The sequence below is a fragment of the Spirosoma aureum genome (genome assembly GCF_011604685.1).
GTDB lineage: Bacteria > Bacteroidota > Bacteroidia > Cytophagales > Spirosomataceae > Spirosoma > Spirosoma aureum.
In genome coordinates, this window is record NZ_CP050063.1 from 4,771,191 (window position 1) to 4,792,174 (window position 20,984).

15 protein-coding genes and 2 tRNA genes are annotated in these 20,984 nt (G+C 47.7%); 12 read left to right on the forward strand and 5 right to left on the reverse strand.

From position 1 onward, the window contains the following. Window positions 1-474: 474 nt before the first annotated feature. The 5 genes from G8759_RS18815 (at window position 475) to G8759_RS18835 (ending at window position 7,558) form a co-directional block, all read left to right on the forward strand. Complete coding sequence (locus G8759_RS18815) at window positions 475-2,313, forward strand: sensor histidine kinase (protein ID WP_167210730.1); 1,839 nt, start codon at window positions 475-477, stop codon at window positions 2,311-2,313. After that, window positions 2,294-2,932, forward strand: coding sequence for a response regulator (locus G8759_RS18820; protein WP_167210733.1), 639 nt, complete (start codon window positions 2,294-2,296; stop codon window positions 2,930-2,932). The genes G8759_RS18815 and G8759_RS18820 overlap by 20 nt, the downstream gene beginning before the upstream one ends. A 246-nt stretch (window positions 2,933-3,178) precedes the next feature. Further along, on the forward strand, window positions 3,179-3,517 hold the full coding sequence (locus G8759_RS18825) for a PadR family transcriptional regulator (protein WP_167210736.1): 339 nt from the start codon (window positions 3,179-3,181) through the stop codon (window positions 3,515-3,517). 20 nt (window positions 3,518-3,537) lie between these two features. Next, window positions 3,538-6,177: an ABC transporter permease gene (locus G8759_RS18830; RefSeq protein WP_232073868.1), complete on the forward strand. Its 2,640-nt coding sequence runs from the start codon at window positions 3,538-3,540 to the stop codon at window positions 6,175-6,177. Between the two features lie 244 nt (window positions 6,178-6,421). After that, window positions 6,422-7,558: a DUF4421 family protein gene (locus G8759_RS18835; protein WP_167210739.1), complete on the forward strand. Its 1,137-nt coding sequence runs from the start codon at window positions 6,422-6,424 to the stop codon at window positions 7,556-7,558. Between the two features lie 78 nt (window positions 7,559-7,636). Here G8759_RS18835 and G8759_RS18840 read toward each other — a convergent pair. Continuing rightward, a tRNA-Leu gene (locus G8759_RS18840) sits at window positions 7,637-7,718 on the reverse strand. 151 nt (window positions 7,719-7,869) lie between these two features. Between G8759_RS18840 and G8759_RS18845 the strand changes: the two genes are divergently transcribed. Further along, window positions 7,870-8,283, forward strand: a complete 414-nt coding sequence (locus tag G8759_RS18845) for a DUF3127 domain-containing protein (RefSeq protein ID WP_167210742.1) — start codon at window positions 7,870-7,872, stop codon at window positions 8,281-8,283. A gap of 70 nt (window positions 8,284-8,353) precedes the next feature. On the opposite strand, the gene G8759_RS18850 is transcribed toward G8759_RS18845, so the two are convergent. Continuing rightward, window positions 8,354-8,426: transfer RNA gene (locus tag G8759_RS18850), tRNA-Lys, on the reverse strand. 134 nt (window positions 8,427-8,560) lie between these two features. Here G8759_RS18850 and G8759_RS18855 point away from each other — a divergent pair. Beyond that, complete coding sequence (locus tag G8759_RS18855; RefSeq protein ID WP_232073869.1) at window positions 8,561-9,226, forward strand: hypothetical protein; 666 nt, start codon at window positions 8,561-8,563, stop codon at window positions 9,224-9,226. 75 nt (window positions 9,227-9,301) lie between these two features. Here G8759_RS18855 and G8759_RS18860 read toward each other — a convergent pair whose 3' ends face one another. Further along, the gene (locus tag G8759_RS18860; protein ID WP_167210748.1) at window positions 9,302-10,111 is read right to left on the reverse strand and encodes an SDR family oxidoreductase; all 810 of its coding nucleotides are present in this window, start codon (window positions 10,109-10,111) and stop codon (window positions 9,302-9,304) included. A 62-nt stretch (window positions 10,112-10,173) separates the two neighbouring features. Further along, on the reverse strand, window positions 10,174-12,411 hold the full coding sequence (locus tag G8759_RS18865; RefSeq protein WP_167210751.1) for a gliding motility-associated C-terminal domain-containing protein: 2,238 nt from the start codon (window positions 12,409-12,411) through the stop codon (window positions 10,174-10,176). A gap of 72 nt (window positions 12,412-12,483) precedes the next feature. Here G8759_RS18865 and rlmD point away from each other — a divergent pair, with 72 nt between their 5' ends. Next, a complete protein-coding gene (gene rlmD / locus G8759_RS18870) occupies window positions 12,484-13,941 on the forward strand; it encodes a 23S rRNA (uracil(1939)-C(5))-methyltransferase RlmD (protein ID WP_167210754.1) in 1,458 nt (485 codons plus the stop codon). A 53-nt stretch (window positions 13,942-13,994) separates the two neighbouring features. Here the strand turns inward: rlmD and dnaB are convergent, their stop codons facing one another. Next, complete coding sequence (gene dnaB, locus G8759_RS18875) at window positions 13,995-15,578, reverse strand: replicative DNA helicase (RefSeq protein WP_167210757.1); 1,584 nt, start codon at window positions 15,576-15,578, stop codon at window positions 13,995-13,997. Between the two features lie 360 nt (window positions 15,579-15,938). On the opposite strand from dnaB, the gene G8759_RS18880 reads away from it, so the two are divergent. The 4 genes from G8759_RS18880 (at window position 15,939) to G8759_RS18895 (ending at window position 20,943) form a co-directional block, all read left to right on the forward strand. Then, complete coding sequence (locus G8759_RS18880; protein ID WP_167219104.1) at window positions 15,939-16,904, forward strand: PhoH family protein; 966 nt, start codon at window positions 15,939-15,941, stop codon at window positions 16,902-16,904. Next, entirely contained in the window at window positions 16,885-18,240 is a 1,356-nt protein-coding gene (locus tag G8759_RS18885) for a M43 family zinc metalloprotease (protein ID WP_167210760.1), read from the forward strand. The genes G8759_RS18880 and G8759_RS18885 overlap by 20 nt, the downstream gene beginning before the upstream one ends. A gap of 106 nt (window positions 18,241-18,346) precedes the next feature. Next, window positions 18,347-18,799: a GNAT family N-acetyltransferase gene (locus G8759_RS18890; RefSeq protein ID WP_167210763.1), complete on the forward strand. Its 453-nt coding sequence runs from the start codon at window positions 18,347-18,349 to the stop codon at window positions 18,797-18,799. After that, window positions 18,796-20,943 (forward strand): ComEC/Rec2 family competence protein, encoded by a 2,148-nt coding sequence (locus tag G8759_RS18895; protein WP_167210766.1) that lies wholly within the window; start codon window positions 18,796-18,798, stop codon window positions 20,941-20,943. The genes G8759_RS18890 and G8759_RS18895 overlap by 4 nt, the downstream gene beginning before the upstream one ends. Window positions 20,944-20,984: the final 41 nt, after the last annotated feature.

The following is a 20,984-nucleotide window of genomic DNA, read 5'->3' on the forward strand; positions in this document are numbered from 1 at the left end:
AATGTTAGCAGGTTTGAGTAACATAAAGCAACTGTAGGACATGGGTAATAATAAAAGCTCGTTAAGCAGTGTGTAAACCCCATGTTTTCCTGAATTAACTGTGCCAATTGGGGTTTGCACGCGTGTTGTTTTCGTTCGCCCACCGATGAGCGAAAGTCCTGCAATGAGTAAAGATTGAAAAAATGGATGGTAAGGGGTGATTGAGTTGTGGAACTTTTTTATTAATCAGAAAGGTGTGGATAGGTAACGGAAAGCCGCTTGTTTGTTAGCTGCGTACGAAAAAGCCTGATGAACTATTGGTTAGTTGACACATTTGTTTGCCCATCAAACAATCGTAGATGCTCTGAAACAAAGCCTTTGACCGTCACAAAATTATCATGCCCCAAAGCCCTAAACTATCCCCCAACCGGGGGATTTTTTGTGTCCCTAAACTATTTTTTCTTTGCTAGTGCTTTCGGTTTTACTATTACGATCATGTTGGTACGTACTTGCCTGTGCTTTCTGTTTTTATGGGGTAGCCATACAGCTATGGCACAGCATAACCCAAGTGTATTGCGTATTGATGGCCATTTTGCAAAAAATACACTTTTTGGCCATGCAGCCTATTTTAGTGATACCTCTCAAACCGTAACAATTGAGGCTCTTTTGTCCGATAGGGCTAATCAGTATGATTTTCAGTTGGTTGATAAACAGATATTAAATATAGGATTTGCTCCCTGGGCCCATTGGGTCCGATGCCAAATCCGAAATGAAGCGAACCAGGAACAGGCGTTAGTATTTGGGGTGGATTTTGTTTATATCGACGACCTTGCCTTCTACATCGTGGATGATCAGCGAAAAGTACGCTACAGGAAGGAACATATTAGCCGTAGAACTCCGATTGTTGATCGGCCAATGGCTCACCGTATGTTTGCCTTTCCAGTGATCATAAAGCCGAACCAGACACTAACCCTTTATTGCCGAGCAATTCGTGAGAAGAGTGTATTAATGTTACCTATTACACTTTACAGCCAGCATGAATTTATAAAATACGGGTTTTCATTCGATCTGCTGATTTCGCTGGGCACCGGCATTTTGCTCATTGCGTTTTTAACTAGCTTATCGTTATTTCTGGTAACAAAAAAAAGTCTGTTATGCTATTATGCGATTTATACCGTAAGCTACGGAATTGCTTTTATGGGCATGGTAGGTATCTGGGATCACTATATGCCCAATATCCCTCTATTGGGAGAAAACACGCATTTGGTTATGTTTGGTATAGCCGGATTTGCACAATTAAATTTTACAATTGAGTTTTTGCTACTTCGGAGTCTATTGAATCGGAAATGGATTAATGGTATAAAAATTATTTCCTTACTCTCACTCTCAGCAGCCGTTTATGTATTGATCCTGCCTTTCAGTTTTACAAACTCATCCATTATAGCTATCGTTGGCCTGGTTACAGAACTTCTCATATTAGGCCTTATTGTTTTTGGACTAATTCATCGAAAATATGAAGCCTTGATCTATTTTATTAGCTTTCTCCCCCTACTAATAAGCATTACCTGGTTTGCCATTTCGGTACTGTTTTCGGTCGATATAAGTTGGGTGTTTTTTAAGTTTGGTTATGCTATTCCATTTGTCCAGATCATCGTGTTAGGCATTGGTATTGGATTTAAATTAATTCGAGAGAAAGAAGAGTCGTTAACGGAGGTTAGTACGATACACCAGCAGTATGCCGAACAACTCCTCAACGCCCAGGAAACGGAACGACGACGTATTGCCAAAGACCTGCACGATGACATCGGCACTTCGCTTATTGCCCTGCGTGGCAAACTTCCCGCCAACAGCTCCGATGCACACAATTTCCTCGATCAGATTATTGCCGACGTACGAGCGGTGTCGCACAATCTGATGCCCGATGAATTGATGACGCTTGGGCTGGCTGGTGCGGTAGGAGAAGCTGCACGTCGGTTAGAAGATTCATCAGGAATTAAATTTTTGTTTATAAGTGCAGGTGAAACCGTTCCGCTTTCCCAAATAGCCGAGTTGACTCTATACCGCGCTATATTGGAATTAATGAACAACGTAGTGCGCCATAGTCAGGCTACTGAGTCGGTTGTTCAGTTAGTATATCATCCTGATCTGCTGAATATTACCATAGAAGATAATGGTCGGGGATTTCCCAATAAAAACACGGGCTCAATGAATGGAATTGGGCTTAAAAGTGTAGCTTCACGTACCGAATGGTTACGAGGGCTGATGGCTGTTGACACATCGGTAGCAGGTACCACCATTCGGCTCGAAATACCGTATGACCTACACCTTCCCTGAATCAATCCGCGTTCTCCTGGCTGATGATCATGCGCTTTTCAGCGATGGACTAGCCTTGCAACTCACCCAGGCAGATCCCTCAGTAACGGTCGTAGCGCAGGTTTTCCGGGGAAGTGATGTACTGCCTGCCGTCCATGAATATAGCCCGGACATCGTTTTGCTGGACATCAATCTTCCTGTTCCCAATGGCCTTGAGTGTGTCAGGCAGTTATCAGCTACCTTCCCTTCGGTTAAGACAATTATGCTGACGATGTATGGTTATCGACGGTTCATAAACGAGTGTTATGAAGCCGGCGCTGCTGCCTATCTGCTTAAACATGTTCGCGTACCGGCTATGCTCGATACCATCCGGCATGTAATGGCCGGAGAGCGTATCTTCCCGAGCCCCCCCACAACCGATCTTCATGCTGATGATAACTTTGTCGTCCGTTTCAAACTTACACCTACTGAAATCAAGATCATCAAATTACTTCGACTGGGACTCAGTAATCCACAAATTAGCCAAAAGTTGTTCGTTGGCGTAGAAACCGTGAAATCACATCGCAAGAACATTTACCGTAAGCTGGGAATTGCCCACCTTTCAGAACTGATCAACTTTGCGCAGGAGCATGGATTGTAGGTAAATAAGCGGTTAGCCGAATACTACTCATAACTTCTCGATAAGGAATCGGCTCGATTGGCAGAAGATCATTTAAAGACTAACAGTTAGCTGTCCACCTGTGTCCGCTGGCTGTCCGTTTCTGGACAGACGCTACTGATCTTTTGAGGACAAATAGGGCCTCTCTACTCCCAATCGCCTTATTATCCAGATTGGCACTGGATTTGTTTTGCTTTACTACAACTAACTGTTCAGAGCGCCAATCCAATGAAAAGAACCTTTCTGGGGGAGTTTGAAGAAGTGGTCCTGCTGGTGTTGGCCGCTTGTGCTGACGATGCCTATGGCGTCGTTATCTGGGAGCAGCTTCAGCAGCAGACCGGGCGTAGCATCACCATCAGTGCCGTACACGCCACGCTGTACCGACTCGAAGAAAAAGGCTATTTATCCTCGCAGCTGGGTGGTGCCACTTCTGAGCGGGGTGGCAGGCGGAAGCGCTTTTTTGCATTAACGGCTTTGGGCAGCAAAGCCCTGCTTGAGATTCAGGCCATGCGCCAGCAGTTGTGGGAGGCAATCCCAAATGGTAAACTTCAATTGATTGGTCAATAATTCAACACCTGCCTTAACTGATGTTAACAAACAAGGAATGGATTGAACCACCGATGCCCCGACCGCCCCACTGGGCCGACCGTCTACTGGACCGGTTTGTGGCCCCTCACCGGCGGGAAGACCTGCAGGGCGACTTGCAGGAAATCTTCCTGAAGCGTGTCACTCAGGTAGGTCTCACTCAAGCCCGACGGGAGTATGGTTGGGCAGTGCTGCACTACCTTACTCCCTTTTTCTATAAACGACAAACCAATAAGTACCCAAACCCCTCTACAACGGATATGCTTCAGAATTATCTCAAAATCGCTATTCGAAATCTCACTAAGAATCAAGTGTATTCGGCTATCAACATTGGTGGGCTGGCGGTAGGCATGGCCGTTGCCATGCTCATTGGCCTTTGGGTATACGATGAGTTCAGTTTCAACCAATATCACCCTAACTACGACCGAATTGCTCAGGTCATGCAGCATGCTACCTCCAATGGAAAGGTCGAATCGCAGGTGGCTAACCCCGCCGTCATGGGCCCCGAACTCCGGGCAAAGTATGGGAGTAATTTTAAATATGTGGTGCAGGCGTCCTGGCCAGGTTCGTATGTTTTGTCAGTAGGTGATAATCATGTATCAAAAGAAGGGATCTATTTTGAACCCGATGGCCCGGCCATGCTTGGGCTGCGAATGCGACAGGGAACCTATGCCGGGCTGAAAGATCCCTACTCGATTATGCTTTCGGAGTCGGTTGCCAAGTCGCTCTTTGGTAACCAGAATCCGATGGGCAAAACGCTGAAAGTCGGCCGGAAATATGAAGTAAAAGTGACAGGTGTCTATGAAGACCTGCCCTATAACACCTCGTTTCGGAAAGTAAGTGTCATTATGCCCTGGGCGTTGTGGCTCATCGACAACCCCTGGGTAAAAACAATGAAAAAACCCTGGGGAAGCAACTTTAGTCAGACGTACGCCCAGGTGGCTGACCACGTAGCTATGGAAGATGCGTCGACGCGAATCAAAAACGTAAAACTTGATAATCTAAGTAAGGAAGAAGCCCGGTATAAATGGGTGGCTTTTCTGCATCCCATGCGTAAATGGGAACTGTATGGGGAATTTAAAAATGGCATGAACACCGGCGGTCAAATCAAATACGTCTGGATGTTTGGCATCATTGGCGTATTTGTCCTGATACTGGCCTGTATCAATTTCATGAACCTGGCAACAGCCCGTAGCGAGAAACGAGCCAAAGAAGTGGGCATCCGTAAGGCTGTTGGCTCGGTGCGGTCGCAGTTGGTGAATCAATTCTTTGCCGAATCGTATCTGGTGGTTTTTCTGGCCTTCCTGGTCGCTGTGTTGCTGGTGTTACTGCTCCTACCGCCCTTTAATGAAGTAGCCGACAAAAAAATCGAGTTTCTTTGGAACAAGCCCCAATTCTGGTTCATCTGCCTGGCTTTTATTGGTATCACCGGATTGGTGGCGGGTAGCTATCCGGCTTTTTACCTGTCGTCGTTTCAGCCGCTTAGTGTGCTGAAGGGCACGTTTCGGGTTGGAAAGTGGGCTGCTGTTCCTCGCCAAGCCTTAGTGGTCGTCCAATTTACTGTCTCCATAGTCCTCATTATTGGCACGATCGTCGTCTATCAACAAATCCAGCACGCCAAAAACCGGCCCATTGGCTACAACCGCAACGGGCTGGTCAACCTGGGCGTTGAGAAAGAAATAAAAGAGCATTTCGAGGCCTTTCGGGCCGAGCTGAAAGAGGCCGGTGCCATCGAAGAAATGGCGGCCTCGAGTAGTCCGCTGACGGGTGTGTGGAATACCAACGGTGGTTTTGACTGGGCGGGCAAAGATCCTAACCTGGGGGTTGATTTTCCCAACTCCAATGTAACCTACGAATGGGGCAAAACAGTGGGCTGGAAAGTAAAAGAAGGGCGCGATTTCTCCCGAGAGTTTGCAACCGACTCATCGGCCTTTATCATCAATGAAGCCATGAAGCAATTTCTGCCTTTCAAGAATCCGGTTGGCAAAATTCTGAAATGGGAGAATAAGCCCTACACGATTATTGGCGTGGTGAGTGATATTATGGCTGAATCGCCTTTTTATCCTGTTCGTCCCTCGCTGTATCACATCGATTCGGATACGCCATGGAATATGACCATTCGCCTGAAGGCGGCTAAAAGTCCGAGCCAGTCAATAGCGGTGCTCGAGCAGATTTGGCGGAAATACGTACCAAATGTTCCCTTTCAGTATGAATTTGTCGATCAGCAGTATGGTAGCAAATTCAAAGCGGAGGAACGGATTGGTACCTTATCGGCCTACTTTGCCGTATTGGCCATTTTTATTTCGTGCCTGGGTATTTTCGGCATGGCGAGTTTCATTGCCGAGCAACGCACTAAGGAAATCGGCATTCGCAAAGTGCTGGGTGCCAGTGTAATGAATCTCTGGCAGTTACTCACCAAGGATTTTGCGCTGTTGGTGTTGGTTGCCTGTGTAATAGCTACTCCTATTGCCTATTACTACCTCACCGACTGGCTCAAGGGGTATGATTACCGGGTCGACATTTCGTGGTGGGTGTTTGTCGTCGCTGCGATTGGCGCTTTAGGGATTACACTATTGACGGTCAGTTATCAGAGTATAAAGGCCGCCCTGCTGAACCCGGTCAGGAGCCTGCGTAGCGAGTAGGATTAATTCATCCTGTTTCTGGAAAGCACCGTATTTTCTGCGGTGCTTTTTTGATGAACTATTACGAGTGGTAAGGGGCTTTACTAATTCAATCCATTAGCGAACATGATAATCCGACTTAGATCATTTAATCCTACCAGTAGCCTGATTCAGGAAAAGGAAAGCAGGAAAAATAGAGGCTGGAAAAACATCTTACTGTTTTGTCGATTAAGCTAGTAGTCATCTTAATCGGCTACTAATTCCTATGCTGTCCTGCAACCTACTGATTCCAAAGGCTGGAATAAAGCAACGTGCAACTTTCTGCCAAAACTGGAGCGTGTGGACAGGGCTGTTGCTGATCAGCCTGGCCAACCCAGTAACTGTTTATGGACAGGGGCTTCGCTTGCTAGGCATTCCATTGGATACCCTGCTGAAGACTAAAATACCACGAGTCAATCCAGCTTATATTACGACCTATTACGGGCGTTTACATCTGTATCTGATCAGTGACCGGCAGGATTACGCCCTGCGATTAAGAGGATCAGACCATTTCATACTTTATAAACCGAACCTGGCCTGGACGCTAGGCATGGGATTCGACTACAAATGGGCAGGGACTGAATTGACGATTAAGTTGCCCTTTCTGGGCTATAATACGGCTCAGAAAGGAAAGACAAAGCCTTTTGGAATTAGCCTTAACATTAATAACCGGCGGCTCTGGATAGCAGGTCAGTACCAGTTTTATCGGGGTTTCTATATGGCTAATCCTCATTTATTAGAGCCCGACTGGTTGGCCAATCACTCGATGTATCCCTACCGAAATGATCTGAAAAGCCAGACACTCACTAGTCATGTCCAGTATTTGTTTAATCCTTTGCAGATATCCATTCCGGCCAGCCTCCTTCAGCGGGAGGGACAGCGACAGGCAGCGGGTTCATGGGTTATTGGGAGCTTTTTAACATATCAACGGATTCATGCTGATTCCGCTTTGGTCCCCCTTGCTCTCCTGACCGACTTTCAAAACACCTCTTCTTTACAGGGCGTTAGTTCATGGGCGCTAGGGGTGGATGGCGGCTATATGCAGACAGTTGTACTGGGCAAGTACTACTTTATCAACATGAGCCTACGCCCTGGTTTATCGATTCTGGTGACTCAAACTAAGTTTACCAATCAATCGCCCCAAACTCATCTGGGTCTGGGCTGGCAGGGTCTGGCTTCTTTAACATTGGGCTATAGCACAGACAGGTATTACGGGGGTATCTATGCCTCAGCGGCTTGGCTCAATCGAGCCTTCAGGAATGAGTTTCTACGTACAGATACGGACTACATACGGTTAGTTGCTGGCAAGCGGCTACGCTACAGACCTAAAGGGATGATCAAGAAACTACCAGGGATGCAATAAAGGAAATACATTGTCTTACCCACTAATTAAAAAAGCACTTACCGTTGCTTGTAAGTGCTTCATATTGAATCGATTATGTGACCACGGGGAGACTCGAACTCCCATGCCTTGCAGCACCACCCCCTCAAGATGGCGTGTCTACCAGTTTCACCACGTGGCCATTTCCTGATTGCGGGTGCAAACATAGTAGTTTGATTTTATGGATCCAAATTGTCTTGTTTTTCTTTTCATATTTTCTTGAAAACTGCCCTCAAAGTGGCCAAAATTTTGTACTTTTAGTCCTTGAAATAACGTTTTAAAGTTTACAAAGCATGGCGCTCGAACTAATAGGAAAACTTATAAAAGTATTGCCCGAAGTGACTGGACAAGGCAAAAATGGTGCATGGAATAAACAGGAGTTTGTGATTGAAACACTTGATAGCCAGTACCCTAAAAAAGTGTGTCTGACAGCCTGGGGCGATAAGGCAAATGACCTGAAACAGTTTGCCGATGGCGACACGTTGAAAGCAACATTTAGTGCCGAGTCGCGTGAATATAATGACCGCTGGTACACTGAACTTCGTGCCTTTCGGATTGAAGTGGCTGAAGGCGATAGCGGTTATTCGGCACCAGCACCAGCACGATCGGCGCAACCCCAGACTTCGCGCCCGGCTGCTCAGAGCCAACCAGCTGCAATGCCTTTCAACACAACATTTGACGATGAAAGCAATGATTTGCCTTTCTGATGCTAACAATCACTAAAGTAAAAAGGAGGACAGAAATTGAAATCAATTTCTGTCCTCCTTTTTACTTTAGTGATTCGGCTGGGATTCGAACCCAGGACCCATACATTAAAAGTGTATTGCTCTACCAGCTGAGCTACCAAATCTTGGATGATAAGCGATATATGATAAGGGGTATGTTTATCAAACGCGGTGCAAAATTATAGCCTTATTTCGTTCAATGCAAGCCTTTATCCTTAAAATAAGCCTATTTTTTTGTCTAATGGCTGGTTGCTTGCCGATGAAAGCCGCCCAGGTTGACCCAATTCGGCGGGCCGATTCGCTGTTTGCCGCTGGGTCTCAGGCTGATGCTGCAAAATTATATGAGACGGCAATGGCAGAGGGAAAATCAGCCACAGATGGTATGTTGCTTAAACTGGCCAGCGCCTATGAACACCAGAACGACATACCTCACCTTCTTTATTACCTTCAGGTCTATTTTGACCGTCACCCCGATGATGCCGTGCTACACCGTATGAACGAAGTGGCCCGTGCTAACAATCTCAATGGATATGAAACGGACGACCTCAATTATTTTTATTTGTTCTATAAAAAGTACGGTATCTATTTCCTTCTCTTTTTGCTAATTCCGGCAGGGTACGCATTTGGCGTACTACTCGTTAAATTGTTTCGAAAGGAAACAATTCCAGTTCGGCAGAAATGGGTTTTACTGCTGTATCTAATCGGTTTATTACTCTTTGTAAACCTGCCGGAAGGTGTTCAGTCAGGAATAACAAGCCATGATCGTGTCTTGCTTCGTACGGATCCATCGGCAGCAGCACCCGTCGCCGAAATTATTGGACGTGGCCATAAAGTAAACATCATTGGTAGCCAGGATATTTACCTTCGGGTGTTCTGGCACAATGAATTATACTACATCCGACGCGATAATGTCTGGGTTATCTAGAAATGATAGAATGATTAAATGATTGAGTGGTTGAATGAGTCGTGTGTAATTCCATTCAATCATTCAACCACTCAATCATTTCTTAAGAGGAGAGTCTTTCTCTTTGGCCAGCGTATTGAACACGAGTTTGTCAGCAAGGGCGGGCAGCCATTTGTTAATGAAAACAGTCAATTTCCCCTGCGTTGTCAGGATGAGTTCGCGTTTACGTGATTTTACGGCCCGCAGTATGTAGTCGGCACACTCTTCTGCACTCATCATATTGCTTTCGTCACGCATGGTTTCGCCCTTTGCCTGGCCGTGGGCATCGAGGGCTGAAACACGAATGTTAGATGCAGTGAAGCCAGGACAGGCTGTTAAAACGTGAACTCCTGTATGCAATAACTCCGTCCGTACAGCCTCTAAAAAACCATTCATCGCGAATTTTGAGGCTGAATAACCACTTCGCACGGGAAGTCCGCGGTAACCGGCAATAGACGATATACCAACGATTGAGCCCTTGGTTTTCAGAATATGAGGGAGTGCATAACGAGTGGCATAAACGGTGCCCATAAAGTTAATGTCCATCACTTTCTGGATCACTGCAGGATCGGTGTCAATCAGCATGGAGCGCATTGAAATGCCTGCATTATTGATGAGTATGTCCAGTCTTCCGAATCGGGCAATGGTTTGTTCAATTAGCTGTTGAACATCGGCTTCCCGGCTAACATCGGCAATGAGCGAAAGGACTGTGATACCTGCCTGTTGCAAGTCAGTACTAACTTCCTGAAGTGCTTCCGCTTTACGGGCACAGATAACAATACGGGCCCCTTCGCGGCCAAACGCAAACGCAAGCGCACGGCCAATTCCCGACGATGCCCCTGTAATGAGAACTACTTTATCCTTCATAATCGTGGATGCGAAGATAAGGGAATTCAGTAAAAGGGTACGTATGATAATCAGTTGCCCTCTTACCGAATTAGCGTTACAGGACCTTTAAACGTTCGGGTCGTGGTTTGGATGAGGTAATAATAGGTCCCTGCCGGATCATTCGTGCCGAGCCAGCGAAATTTAGGATCACTGGAGGTAAAGACCGTCCGTCCATAACGGTTCGAGATTTCAACCTTATTAAACTGCTCAGCACAGGAATTTTCGGGCAGACCATTCACGGCAAAAAAATCATTGTAACCATCGCCATTGGGCGTAAAAACGTTCGGTACTTTAATGTCGGCAGCCACTGATGGATCTTTTACGTGAAAGATGACCGTTGTGGTGTCGGTATGTTTAGGCTGACAGGATCGGTCGTCGGCTATAAAATCAACCACAAACGTAGCTTCCGACTTACCGGCCATCAGTTCGCAGGTGGGTTTCCAGCCGAATAAGGATTGGAGAGCCACGGGTCCGGTTTTGTCGGTAAAGTTCATGCCCATGGCTTTGTAGTCAAATCCCCGGCCGACCGCCGATAGCCGGATCGTGTCGCGGTCGGGATCATCGCCAATAACCGTGAAGGCGCTACCCACTGAATCTTTGGGGCCAACGGTTAGTTCGACTACCTGTTGCGAGAGCGTTGTGCGAACGGTTGGCGGCTTACTGGGTAATCCAGTGGCCGCTAAATTGACCGATACGGTGTCGCGCAGGTTGCGATTACAGCGGGTATCGGTTACAATAAAATCCACGATGTATTCGGAACGGGTAGCATCGGTGCAGGATGGTTTCCAGGTAAACGGTTGGGCGACTTTGCCAACCCCCGTTGCCGAACCAAATGTCATTCCTGCCTGTGCCAGCGTAAAGCCACGCCCAACGGCCTGAATCGTGATATTGTCGTTGTCGATGTCGTTGCCAAATGCGGTAAAGGTTAATGACGATCCAACCGTGGCATTTCCTTTGTTACTGGGTAAGTCCGTAGTAGCAACCGGTTTATTGTTCGGGGAAGGAATAATGTTCAGCCGGATGCTTATTGTATCGCTCAACCCTTGTGGGCACCCTTCATCGGTGGCCCGAATCAATAGCGTAAAGGGCTGGCCATTTCCACCAACACAACGCCCAAAACAGAATTTGGTTCGTAAGGTATCGCTCGTACTTCGGGTAAACAAGTCGCCAGGAGCCAGGGTGAGGCCGGGCAGCGATCCACTCATATTAATAATCCGAATGCGTTGGTTGGGATTTGGATCGGTAACATACAGGTCAAGACAATTGGTATCTTTTTCGGCAATTGTTAACACGGTGCCCTGTGTATAGAACTTTGCCTGTCCTTCCGGCCTGAAGAGTAACTTTGGCGGATCGTTTTTAGGACAATCTACCACCAATACCTGATAGTCACGCCGGACGCGCCCAATCCGAACTCCTTTTCGAAATTCATCCACCTGCACCGAAAACACATGGAGCCCCACGCGATTGGGCGTTACGGTCAAGAGCCCGGTGCGCGCATTGACCTGTAGTGGCTGGGTACCAGGGATTTCATTTGCAACCGAAACGCCCGCGATCCAGGTAACGGGCGGGTAGGGCCCCGGATAGAAAATAGGATTATTAAGCTGGTTTAACGCACCAGGGTTAGGCGTGCCACGGTTGCTAAATCCATTGAAAGGGGTTACAATGGTATAGCTCAGACTGTCACCATCCGCGTCCTTGGCACTAAAGTCAAGGCTAAACGGCTGACCAATGCAGGCATAATCCCCTTTAGGAACGGTAAAAACAGGGGATGAATTTTTGGTTGACAGGGCAGGAAATTCCAAATAAAATGTTGACCCTGCATCGCCGGGATTTTGCAAATTAACAATGCTGCTGTTGCGGCAGCATCGTTCCCAGGATAAGTAATACCCACCCGGATCGTTAAACACATTCGGATCAAGATTGATATCCAGCGTGTGCCGTATAAGCCGGGTTCGCAGCATCGCCGTCTGACAGCTGTTATTGGTGTAAGGAACATATTCACTGCTCACCCGATTGAGTGGCACGAATCCAATAAGTTCGTTCGTTCGTTTCGAAAAAACACCGACCGATACGCGCCCATCATCGGCTCCCTGGTCGCCATTCACATCATCAAAATAAAGATTTAAATTAATTCGGTGAGAATAGGCGCTCTGCGGACCGAGATAACGCAGTTCTAATTCACCTCCAACGATATGCGTAGCGCGTACAACCCCACTGACAATCAGCAATAAACTGATTATCCCCATCATCAACAAGCGTCTACGGTATAGATGCACCATAAAAGGAATTGGTTAGGTAAAGTAAGACCGTCCGGAAACGGCTGCTTAAATTAGCGGTTTTTTAGGAGACTTATGCGTAGAAGGAGTCATAAAGCCCCCGAACGGTTGTACGCGGTTTTGGTCGATGCCGTTGCAGCCGAGGGCAAATGTATTGTACGTACCGAAGAGGGCGTAATTTTCGTAGAAAATCCAACGGGCGGGCCAGGCGTAGCTCCCGGCGACGTGGTTGACCTCCGAATCACGAACAAAAAAAAGCAATACAGGGAAGCTGTTGCTGAGCGTATACACGAATTTTCGGCGGTCAGAACGCAACCTTTTTGTGAACATTTTGGTACGTGTGGCGGGTGTAAATGGCAGCATATTCGATACGATGAACAATTGCGGTTCAAACACCAGCAGGTTGTCGATCATTTGACACGAATTGGTAAAGTGCAATTGCCCGACATTCGCCCGATAATGGCGGCTGAACCGACTCAATATTACCGCAATAAACTTGAATTTACGTGCGCCGAAGGCCGATGGATAACACAGGCCGAACTGGGTACCAGCCAGCCTGTCGACCCCAGAGCAATTGGGTTTCATGTGCCGGGTAGGTTCGATAAAGTACTGCCGATCAATCACTGTTATCTGCAACCCGATCCGTCGAATGCCATCCGGCTGGCAGTTGCCGACTATGTGAACCGGCATGATTTAACTTTATATAACCTGAAAGTACATACGGGCTTTCTTCGGACTCTTATCATTAGAACAGCTTCCTCCGGTCAGCTCATGGTGACGGTGCAGGTTGCACAGGATGAGCCGGAAATACTGAACGGATTGCTGACATTCCTGCAAACTACTTTCCCGCAGATCACGTCGTTGAACTACATCATCAACACCAAGAAAAACGATAGCTATCAGGACCAGGAGGTCATTAATTGGGGTGGTAAACCCTATATTGAAGAGTTAATGGATGCGGGTAGTGGTCTTGGCGGAGAGCCGCAACCATTGACCTTTCGGGTTGGACCCAAATCGTTTTACCAGACCAATGCGCAACAAGCGTTTAATCTCTATAAAGTTGCCCGCGACTGGGCGGGGCTGACGGGGCGCGAACGGGTTTATGATCTATATACCGGTACGGGAACAATCGCCTTGTTCGTTGCCCGACAGGCGCAGCATGTGATCGGTGTCGAATACGTCGAAGCCTCCGTAGTTGATGCCCGTGTCAACGCCGACGTAAATGGGATCACCAACACGACGTTTGTTGCAGGTGATATGCGTGACATTTTGACGGATGGTTTCTTTGATCAGCATGGTCGTCCGGAAGTAGTGATCACTGATCCACCCCGAGCGGGCATGGATGAAGCTGTTACCCGTCAACTGCTAAAAGCGGCTCCTGAGCGTATTGTATATGTCAGTTGTAATACGGCAACCCAAGCGCGTGATCTTGGAATTCTGGACGAAGGGTATCGGGTTGCCGATGTGCAGCCAGTCGATATGTTTCCGCATACCCACCACGTAGAAAATGTAGCTCTATTGGTGAAACGATAACCCAAACCTATAAGGTCTTTATGACCTTATAGGTTTAAAAAGACCTCATCGATTTAAAATGGCGTTTCCTGGCTTGGATCGGCATTACCGAAGTTGGATCGGTCGTTTGCCTTGCTTTTGAAGACATTACCCATGGGTGGTGAATCGAAACTACTCAATCCGTTTGTATCCGGACTGAATCCCTGAGTGGGAACGGGTTCAAAATACGAATCCAGATCACAGAATTTGGTGAACTTGTTAATAAACCGGAGCTGGATTGTATCGAGCGAACCACTTCGGTTTTTAGCGATGATTACTTCGCCGATACCAGCGGTTGAATTGCCGTTTTCATCCTGCGTAATGTTATAATATTCAGGACGGTAGAGGAAGCAGACCATGTCGGCATCCTGCTCGATTGATCCTGATTCCCGAAGGTCAGAAAGCTGTGGTTTCTTATCGCCACCGCGCGTTTCAACGGCCCGGCTCAACTGCGACAGCGCAATAACCGGCACGTTCAGTTCTTTCGCCAGGTTTTTAAGTGCCCGTGAGATCGACGCAATTTCCTGTTCGCGGTTGCCACCACCCCGCCCCGACGTATCGCCCGACATCAGCTGAAGGTAATCGATAACGACCATCTGAATGTCGTGCTGCGCTTTCAGACGACGGCATTTTGCCCGCAATTCCAGAATGGATAGGGCAGGGGTATCATCAATGAAAATGGGCGCTTCGGTCAGCCGTTGAATTTTGTGGTGTAATTGCGTCCATTCGTGGGGGGCCAGCGTTCCTTTTCTGATTTTTTCGGAATCGATCTCGGCTTCGGCCGAAATAAGACGATTAACCAACTGGACCGACGACATCTCCAGCGAGAATATGGCAACTGGTTTACCATGATCGACAGCCGCATTCCGGAGCGCCGAAACCACAAACGCAGTTTTACCCATGGCTGGCCTGGCCGCCAGAATGATCAATTCAGTGGGTTGCCAGCCCGACGTTACCCGGTCCAGATTCGTAAAGCCTGATGGTACGCCGGTTAGCCCTTCCTGGTTTTTCTTGGTTTCCAGTTCATTTAAGGCCATCCGGACAATGGTACTCATGTCGGCGTAATTCTTCTTGATGTTCGATTCCGAAATCTTGAAGAGCGATTGCTCCGTGCGGTCGAGGAGTTCAAACACATCAGTTGTATCCTCGTAGGCATCGCGCAGAATCGTAGACGACATCGCGATCAGCGCCCGTTTCAGCGCCTGTTCTGAAATGACCCGGGCGTGATATTCAATATTAGCCGCCGAATTGACCCGGAATGTTAATTCAGCGACAAACCCACCGCCCCCAACAATTTCAATCTCTCCTGTTTTGCGAAGCTGATTGGTAACCGTCAGCAGATCGATCGGATCAGAGTTGCCGAATAGGGTCAGAATCGCGTTATAAATACGCTGATGAGACTCTTTATAGAATGTTTCAGGCTTAAGAATATCAACGACCGATGAGAGGGCATCTTTTTCGATCATTAACGCACCCAACACCGCTTCTTCAAGATCGAGCGCTTGTGGCGGCAGTTTACCAAGTCCCGTATCGAGCCAGTGATTGCCTGCTTGCTGACGGCCTCCGGCAAAGGCCGAGGGTTTGCGAAGGTGTTGGTTAGGGCGTGCGTTATTTTCCATCTCTTACTGCAAGTTTACGCATTCATCCCTGCATAAGGCAAGCCCTGGTTGACTGTTGTTTCGTTCATATAAGCCACGATTTGCCCGTAACATTCTGGTAATGTTGGCACTACCAGCCTGAAAAAAAAATACTTTTTTTGCGCAACGGTAGAGGGGCATTTTCGCGTATAGGATATGAAAAACGGCAGGAGGCTGAGTGTCAGCAAGGTAGCAATTTCTTCACACAAATGCATCCATTTTTATCCACAGGGCGCACTCGGTAAGAAATTAGTATATACGAATAATTTTTTGGCGAAATGTGTTGTAGAAGAAGAGAAATCGCTTACTTTTCGGAATCACATTTTAAACGCTAACTATCGTTTGGTCGAAAAAGTCATCACCCTCGACAATGTCTCGCTCATCGACTTTCTGGGTGTAGAGAACCACAACATTAAAGAAGTGGCTGCTGCGTTCCCTATGAGCAAAATCATTTCACGCGGTAACGAAATCCGGATCAAAGGCACTACGCCCGAGATAACCCGCATCAGTGATATTCTGGATTCGCTGATGGAACATTATCAAAAGTACGGCAAAATCACTCAGGAAAACGTGCAGAACTACATCAGTCATAGCGGTCAGCCTCTTGGTAGTAACGGGGGAATACTGCCAGCGCTGCCTGATGATGATGAAGTGCTCGTTTATGGCAATCGTGGCGTCGTCGTACGTGCAAGAACCGATAATCAGAAACGTCTTGTTGAAGCGGCCGAGAAGTACGATCTGGTATTTGCCATCGGTCCGGCCGGTACAGGTAAAACCTACACCGCTGTAGCCATTGCGGTCAGGGCGCTCAAAAATAAGGAAGTAAAGAAAATCATCATTACGCGCCCCGCCGTTGAAGCAGGCGAAAACCTGGGCTTTTTGCCGGGTGATCTGAAGGAAAAGATAGACCCCTACCTGCGGCCTATTTATGATGCACTCGATGATATGATTCCGGCTGAAAAGCTGAAGTTTTATACCGAAAATCGAATCATCGAAATCGCTCCACTGGCCTACATGCGTGGCCGAACGCTCAACAATGCGTTTATTCTGCTCGATGAAGCGCAGAACACGACGCCGATGCAGATGAAGATGTTTCTGACCCGGATGGGTCCATCGTCGAAGGCAATCATCACCGGCGACCGATCACAGATTGACCTGCCCAATCGGCAGAAATCAGGACTAATTGAATCTGTTGAGATTCTGAAATCGATAAAGGAAATCGCTTTCGTCGAACTTGACGGTCGCGATGTTGTGCGGCATCGGCTTGTGCGGGAAATTATCACAGCATATGAAAAAGCAGGGCAATAGCCTGACGAACACGTTTCTAAGAACCGACTGGCTATGGCTGGCCGGTTCTTTTATGTACTTTCTGATGTCGCCAGCGTTGGCACAGACACCAGGAGACTCGGATCTAAAGCGGTGTGGCACCAGCGATTATGAAAAAATGGTTTTGCAGGTTCGAAACCCGAACCGACTTCAGCAAATTAATGAACTGAACCGCCGAATTCAGGAAGCAGAAACGAACGGTAGTTCGCTTCGACAGGCTGCCGATGAGACGGTTTACCGGATTCCAATTGTTGTTCATGTGGTGCATAGTAATGCATCCGGCCAGATTGGCGGGGCCAACAATCCGAATATTTCCGATGAGCAGATTGCCTCGCAAATTCAGGTTCTTAACGAAGATTATCGTCGTAAAGAAGGCACGAACGGCTTTAATTCGAGCACGATAGGAGCCGATGCTAAAATTGAATTTTTCCTCGCAACGACTGACCCGAATGGTCAGCCAACGACGGGAATTACCCGACATTATTACGCCCAGAAATCATCGTTTGATATCTTTTCGGATGATGTACTCCTTTCGCAGATTGCTTACTGGCCAAGTGACCGCTATTTGAACATCTGGGTGACAACCTTACAAAACAACTACCTGGGCTATACCCAGTTTCCGACGGCGGCCGATACGATCAAGGGCTTACCTGGTGATTCGAATGAGTTTGTGGATGGCTCGATGATTGATTATCGGTATTTTGGCCGAAAAATAGGTACAGTAACCAGTTCTACTTACTCATTGGGCCGTACGGCAACCCATGAAATCGGCCACTGGCTGGGGTTGATTCATACCTGGGGAGATGGCGATGGTTGTGCCGAAGACTACGTAGCCGATACCCCTCCAACAAAATCACCGAATCAAACGACACAATGCCGAACAACGTTTTCGACCTGTGTGAATGGTAAACAGACCCGTGATCTGACCGAAGATTACATGGATTATTCACCGGATGCGTGCATGAATCTGTTTACGAAGGGGCAGGTCGATCGGATGAGGGCCGTGTTGCAGTTCAGCCCGCGCCGGGTAAAACTTCTCCGGTCTGTGGCAGCTCTGCCTGAAACAGAAACATTGACCATTAACCTGTATCCGAACCCGGCAGCGTCTGATCCGACTGTAGATGTGCAGTTAAAGGGATTTCAATCGTTTTCGGTTGAACTTTTTGACATGAGTGGCCGGCAGTTACGTGCACTTAATTACGCCGATGCACCCAGTACGCGCGTAACTATTCCCATCGGTGGATTAACGACTGGATTGTATGTCGTACGGGTCAAGACGGGTAGTGAATCCTCCAGCAAACGGTTACTGATTCAGTAGAAAGATTGCCTGAGCAATGGTTTAAAGCTTATTTCGAGCACTGAACTATCAGAATAAATCGTATACTTGGCAACCGTAACCCGAAAAATTACAACACTGGCAAGTTATGATAGCTGTTTTACCAATATCAAATCCTAAGGAGCTGGAAATTGCTTTTTCCATACGACGAACCGTTTTTGTTGAGGAGCAAAAGGTGCGATCTGAGGAGGAATATGACGAATTTGAATCAACCAGTACACATTTTCTGGCTCGCGCCGATGGTGAACCCTGCGGTACTGCCCGCTGGAGACGCACATCTAACGGTGTTAAGTTAGAGCGTTTCGCCGTTCTTCAGGCGTTTCGGGGGCAGGGCGTTGGCAAGGCGCTTGTTCGGGCCGTCCTTGATGATGTATTTAGCCAACAGCCCGAACCAATCGAACGTATTTACCTGCATGCCCAGTTAACCGCCATGCCTCTTTATACGGGTTTTGGGTTTGTACCCGTTGGGCCGATGTTCGAAGAGGCTGGTATTCAGCACTATAAAATGGTGTTACCCGGTTCAGCCTATACGAAAGAATGAACGGTCTGGGCACACGAGGCCAACCATTTGTTCGGTATGCGGCAGGGTTGATTTCAGGGATTGTTCTGTATGTGCAATTCCCGGATTTCTTTTTTATTCCGTTGCTGGCTATAGTTCTGGGAACAGGGCTATTCGGTTGGGCATTTCTCCGCCATTCGAATCAGACTATAAAGCCCATCCAGATCAAGCAAGGCCTTGGAGGGTTGTTAATACTTAACGCCTTGGGTTGGTCTATTGCCTACCTGCATACGGACAGCAATCGTTCCGATAATAGTATTCATCTCCGTGAATCATTACGCGCTTATGTAGGTGTAGTCGCATCGCAACCTGAAGAACGAGCCAGAACATACCGCGTTGAGCTGGAAATGACTAAGGGCGAATGGGCTGTTAAGACGGGTCGTGACCACTGGCAATCGATCAGCGGTCGGGTTATCGTGTACCTCGATAAAGCTGGCCAGCGGATGCCCCGTTATGGAGAAATATGGCTTGTTTCGGGCTCACCCCGGCCAATCGATCCTCCACTTAACCCCGGTGAGTTTAATTACAAACGCTACCTTAGCTACCGGAACATCTATCATCAGCAGTACCTGCGCCCTTATCAACGAACGGTTGTGGGTAATGATCCCCCTAATCCGGTAACAAAACTGGCTACTGTTGTTAATCGTTGGGCCGACAGCGTTTTTACTCAACAAGTTGGCTCCCGCGCTGAATACGGTATTGTTAATGCCATGATTCTGGGCATTCGCGACGATCTGGACGCGGATTTGTATCGGGCTTATTCAGCGGCTGGGGCAGTTCATATTTTGTCGGTGTCAGGATTGCACGTCGGCATTCTCTTTGCCGTTCTGACTTACATCCTGAGCTTTCTGATTAAACGACCAAGGGGAAAAATCATAATGGCAGTACTGCAATTGGTGATTTTGTGGTTCTATGCCCTCGTTACAGGATTTTCACCACCCGTACTTCGGTCGGCGGGTATGTTTACGCTGCTCATACTGGCTAATGCGCTCGGTCGGCAACAGCAACTAATGAATACGCTAGGTGCATCGGCTTTTTTTATCCTATGTTTCGATCCTTATGCCTTGTTCTCCGCCGGTTTTCAACTGTCCTATCTGGCAGTGGCAGGAATTGGTGCCTGGCAATCATCACTAAACCAATTGTTTACATTTCGTAATAAATGGTTGAATCGACTTTGGGAGCTAACGACAGTGGCTATCGTGGCGCAACTCGTTACCTTTCCGCTCGGAGTGTTCTATTTTCACCAGTTTCCGACTTATTTTCTGGTGGCAAATCCGGTCGTAATTATCATGTCGGAGATTTTATTGCCACTGGCTATGGCAACGCTGGCGTTTAGCTGGGTGCCTTATCTGGCTGATTGGTTGGGCTGGCTTTTGCAGAAAACGGCCTGGCTTTTAAACTATGCCGTAACACAAACCGGTCAGCTTCCTGGAGCGGCCTGGGATGGTTTATGGCTGACACCAGTAGCAATGCTGCTTACCTATGCCGTACTATTGTGTGGTGTTGCACTGGTCATGACTCGTCATCGAGCCTTTTTGTGGGCTACATGCATGAGTGCATTACTACTTTCCGGTGCAATGCTCTGGAGTGACTATGAGCAGGCTCACCAGCAACGACTCGCCGTTCATTTTCTGCCTCATCGAACAGCAGTTAGCCTGACTTCTGGCCACGAAAGTACGCTGCTGACCGACCTCGATTCGGCTGACACTCGCTCGTTTGATTTCTACCTTAGGAATACATTCGGCCAATGGGGCGTTTCGCGACTTAATCGGGCTTCTGCACAATACAGTCGTTTCAACTCGTCAGGATCGAAACGAGTTTCCACGTTTTACCAGACCAGCGAGTACGCTTTATGGGTCTGGCAGGGAAAAACGCTTTTACTGGTCAATAAACTGACGGGCCGAAACCGATGGCGATTGCCTGCGGTTATCGATTACCTGATTATCCGCCGAAACGCGCTGCACGATTGGAATCAACTGAATGGACGGGTAGTGGCCCGGCACATTATTTTTGATGATTCGAACAAAACACCGCTGACTGACAGACTATTGACTGAAGCCCGGCCGCGTGGAATTAGCTGTTACTCCGTACGTCAGATGGGAGCGTATGTTAGAGAATTAGAGTGATAGCGTGTAAACAGAAGTGATACACGATCACTCCATTTATC

What these genes read in the sequence shown, in the direction of transcription:
- G8759_RS18815 (WP_167210730.1), top strand. Translation starts at nt 475, where the DNA reads ATGTTGGTACGTACTTGCCTGTGCTTTCTGTTTTTATGGGGTAGCCAT.
- G8759_RS18820 (WP_167210733.1), top strand. Translation starts at nt 2,294, where the DNA reads ATGACCTACACCTTCCCTGAATCAATCCGCGTTCTCCTGGCTGATGAT.
- G8759_RS18825 (WP_167210736.1), top strand. Translation starts at nt 3,179, where the DNA reads ATGAAAAGAACCTTTCTGGGGGAGTTTGAAGAAGTGGTCCTGCTGGTG.
- G8759_RS18830 (WP_232073868.1), top strand. Translation starts at nt 3,538, where the DNA reads ATGTTAACAAACAAGGAATGGATTGAACCACCGATGCCCCGACCGCCC.
- G8759_RS18835 (WP_167210739.1), top strand. Translation starts at nt 6,422, where the DNA reads ATGCTGTCCTGCAACCTACTGATTCCAAAGGCTGGAATAAAGCAACGT.
- G8759_RS18845 (WP_167210742.1), top strand. Translation starts at nt 7,870, where the DNA reads ATGGCGCTCGAACTAATAGGAAAACTTATAAAAGTATTGCCCGAAGTG.
- G8759_RS18855 (WP_232073869.1), top strand. Translation starts at nt 8,561, where the DNA reads ATGAAAGCCGCCCAGGTTGACCCAATTCGGCGGGCCGATTCGCTGTTT.
- G8759_RS18860 (WP_167210748.1), bottom strand. Translation starts at nt 10,111, where the DNA reads ATGAAGGATAAAGTAGTTCTCATTACAGGGGCATCGTCGGGAATTGGC.
- G8759_RS18865 (WP_167210751.1), bottom strand. Translation starts at nt 12,411, where the DNA reads ATGGTGCATCTATACCGTAGACGCTTGTTGATGATGGGGATAATCAGT.
- rlmD (WP_167210754.1), top strand. Translation starts at nt 12,484, where the DNA reads ATGCGTAGAAGGAGTCATAAAGCCCCCGAACGGTTGTACGCGGTTTTG.
- dnaB (WP_167210757.1), bottom strand. Translation starts at nt 15,578, where the DNA reads ATGGAAAATAACGCACGCCCTAACCAACACCTTCGCAAACCCTCGGCC.
- G8759_RS18885 (WP_167210760.1), top strand. Translation starts at nt 16,885, where the DNA reads ATGAAAAAGCAGGGCAATAGCCTGACGAACACGTTTCTAAGAACCGAC.
- G8759_RS18890 (WP_167210763.1), top strand. Translation starts at nt 18,347, where the DNA reads ATGATAGCTGTTTTACCAATATCAAATCCTAAGGAGCTGGAAATTGCT.
- G8759_RS18895 (WP_167210766.1), top strand. Translation starts at nt 18,796, where the DNA reads ATGAACGGTCTGGGCACACGAGGCCAACCATTTGTTCGGTATGCGGCA.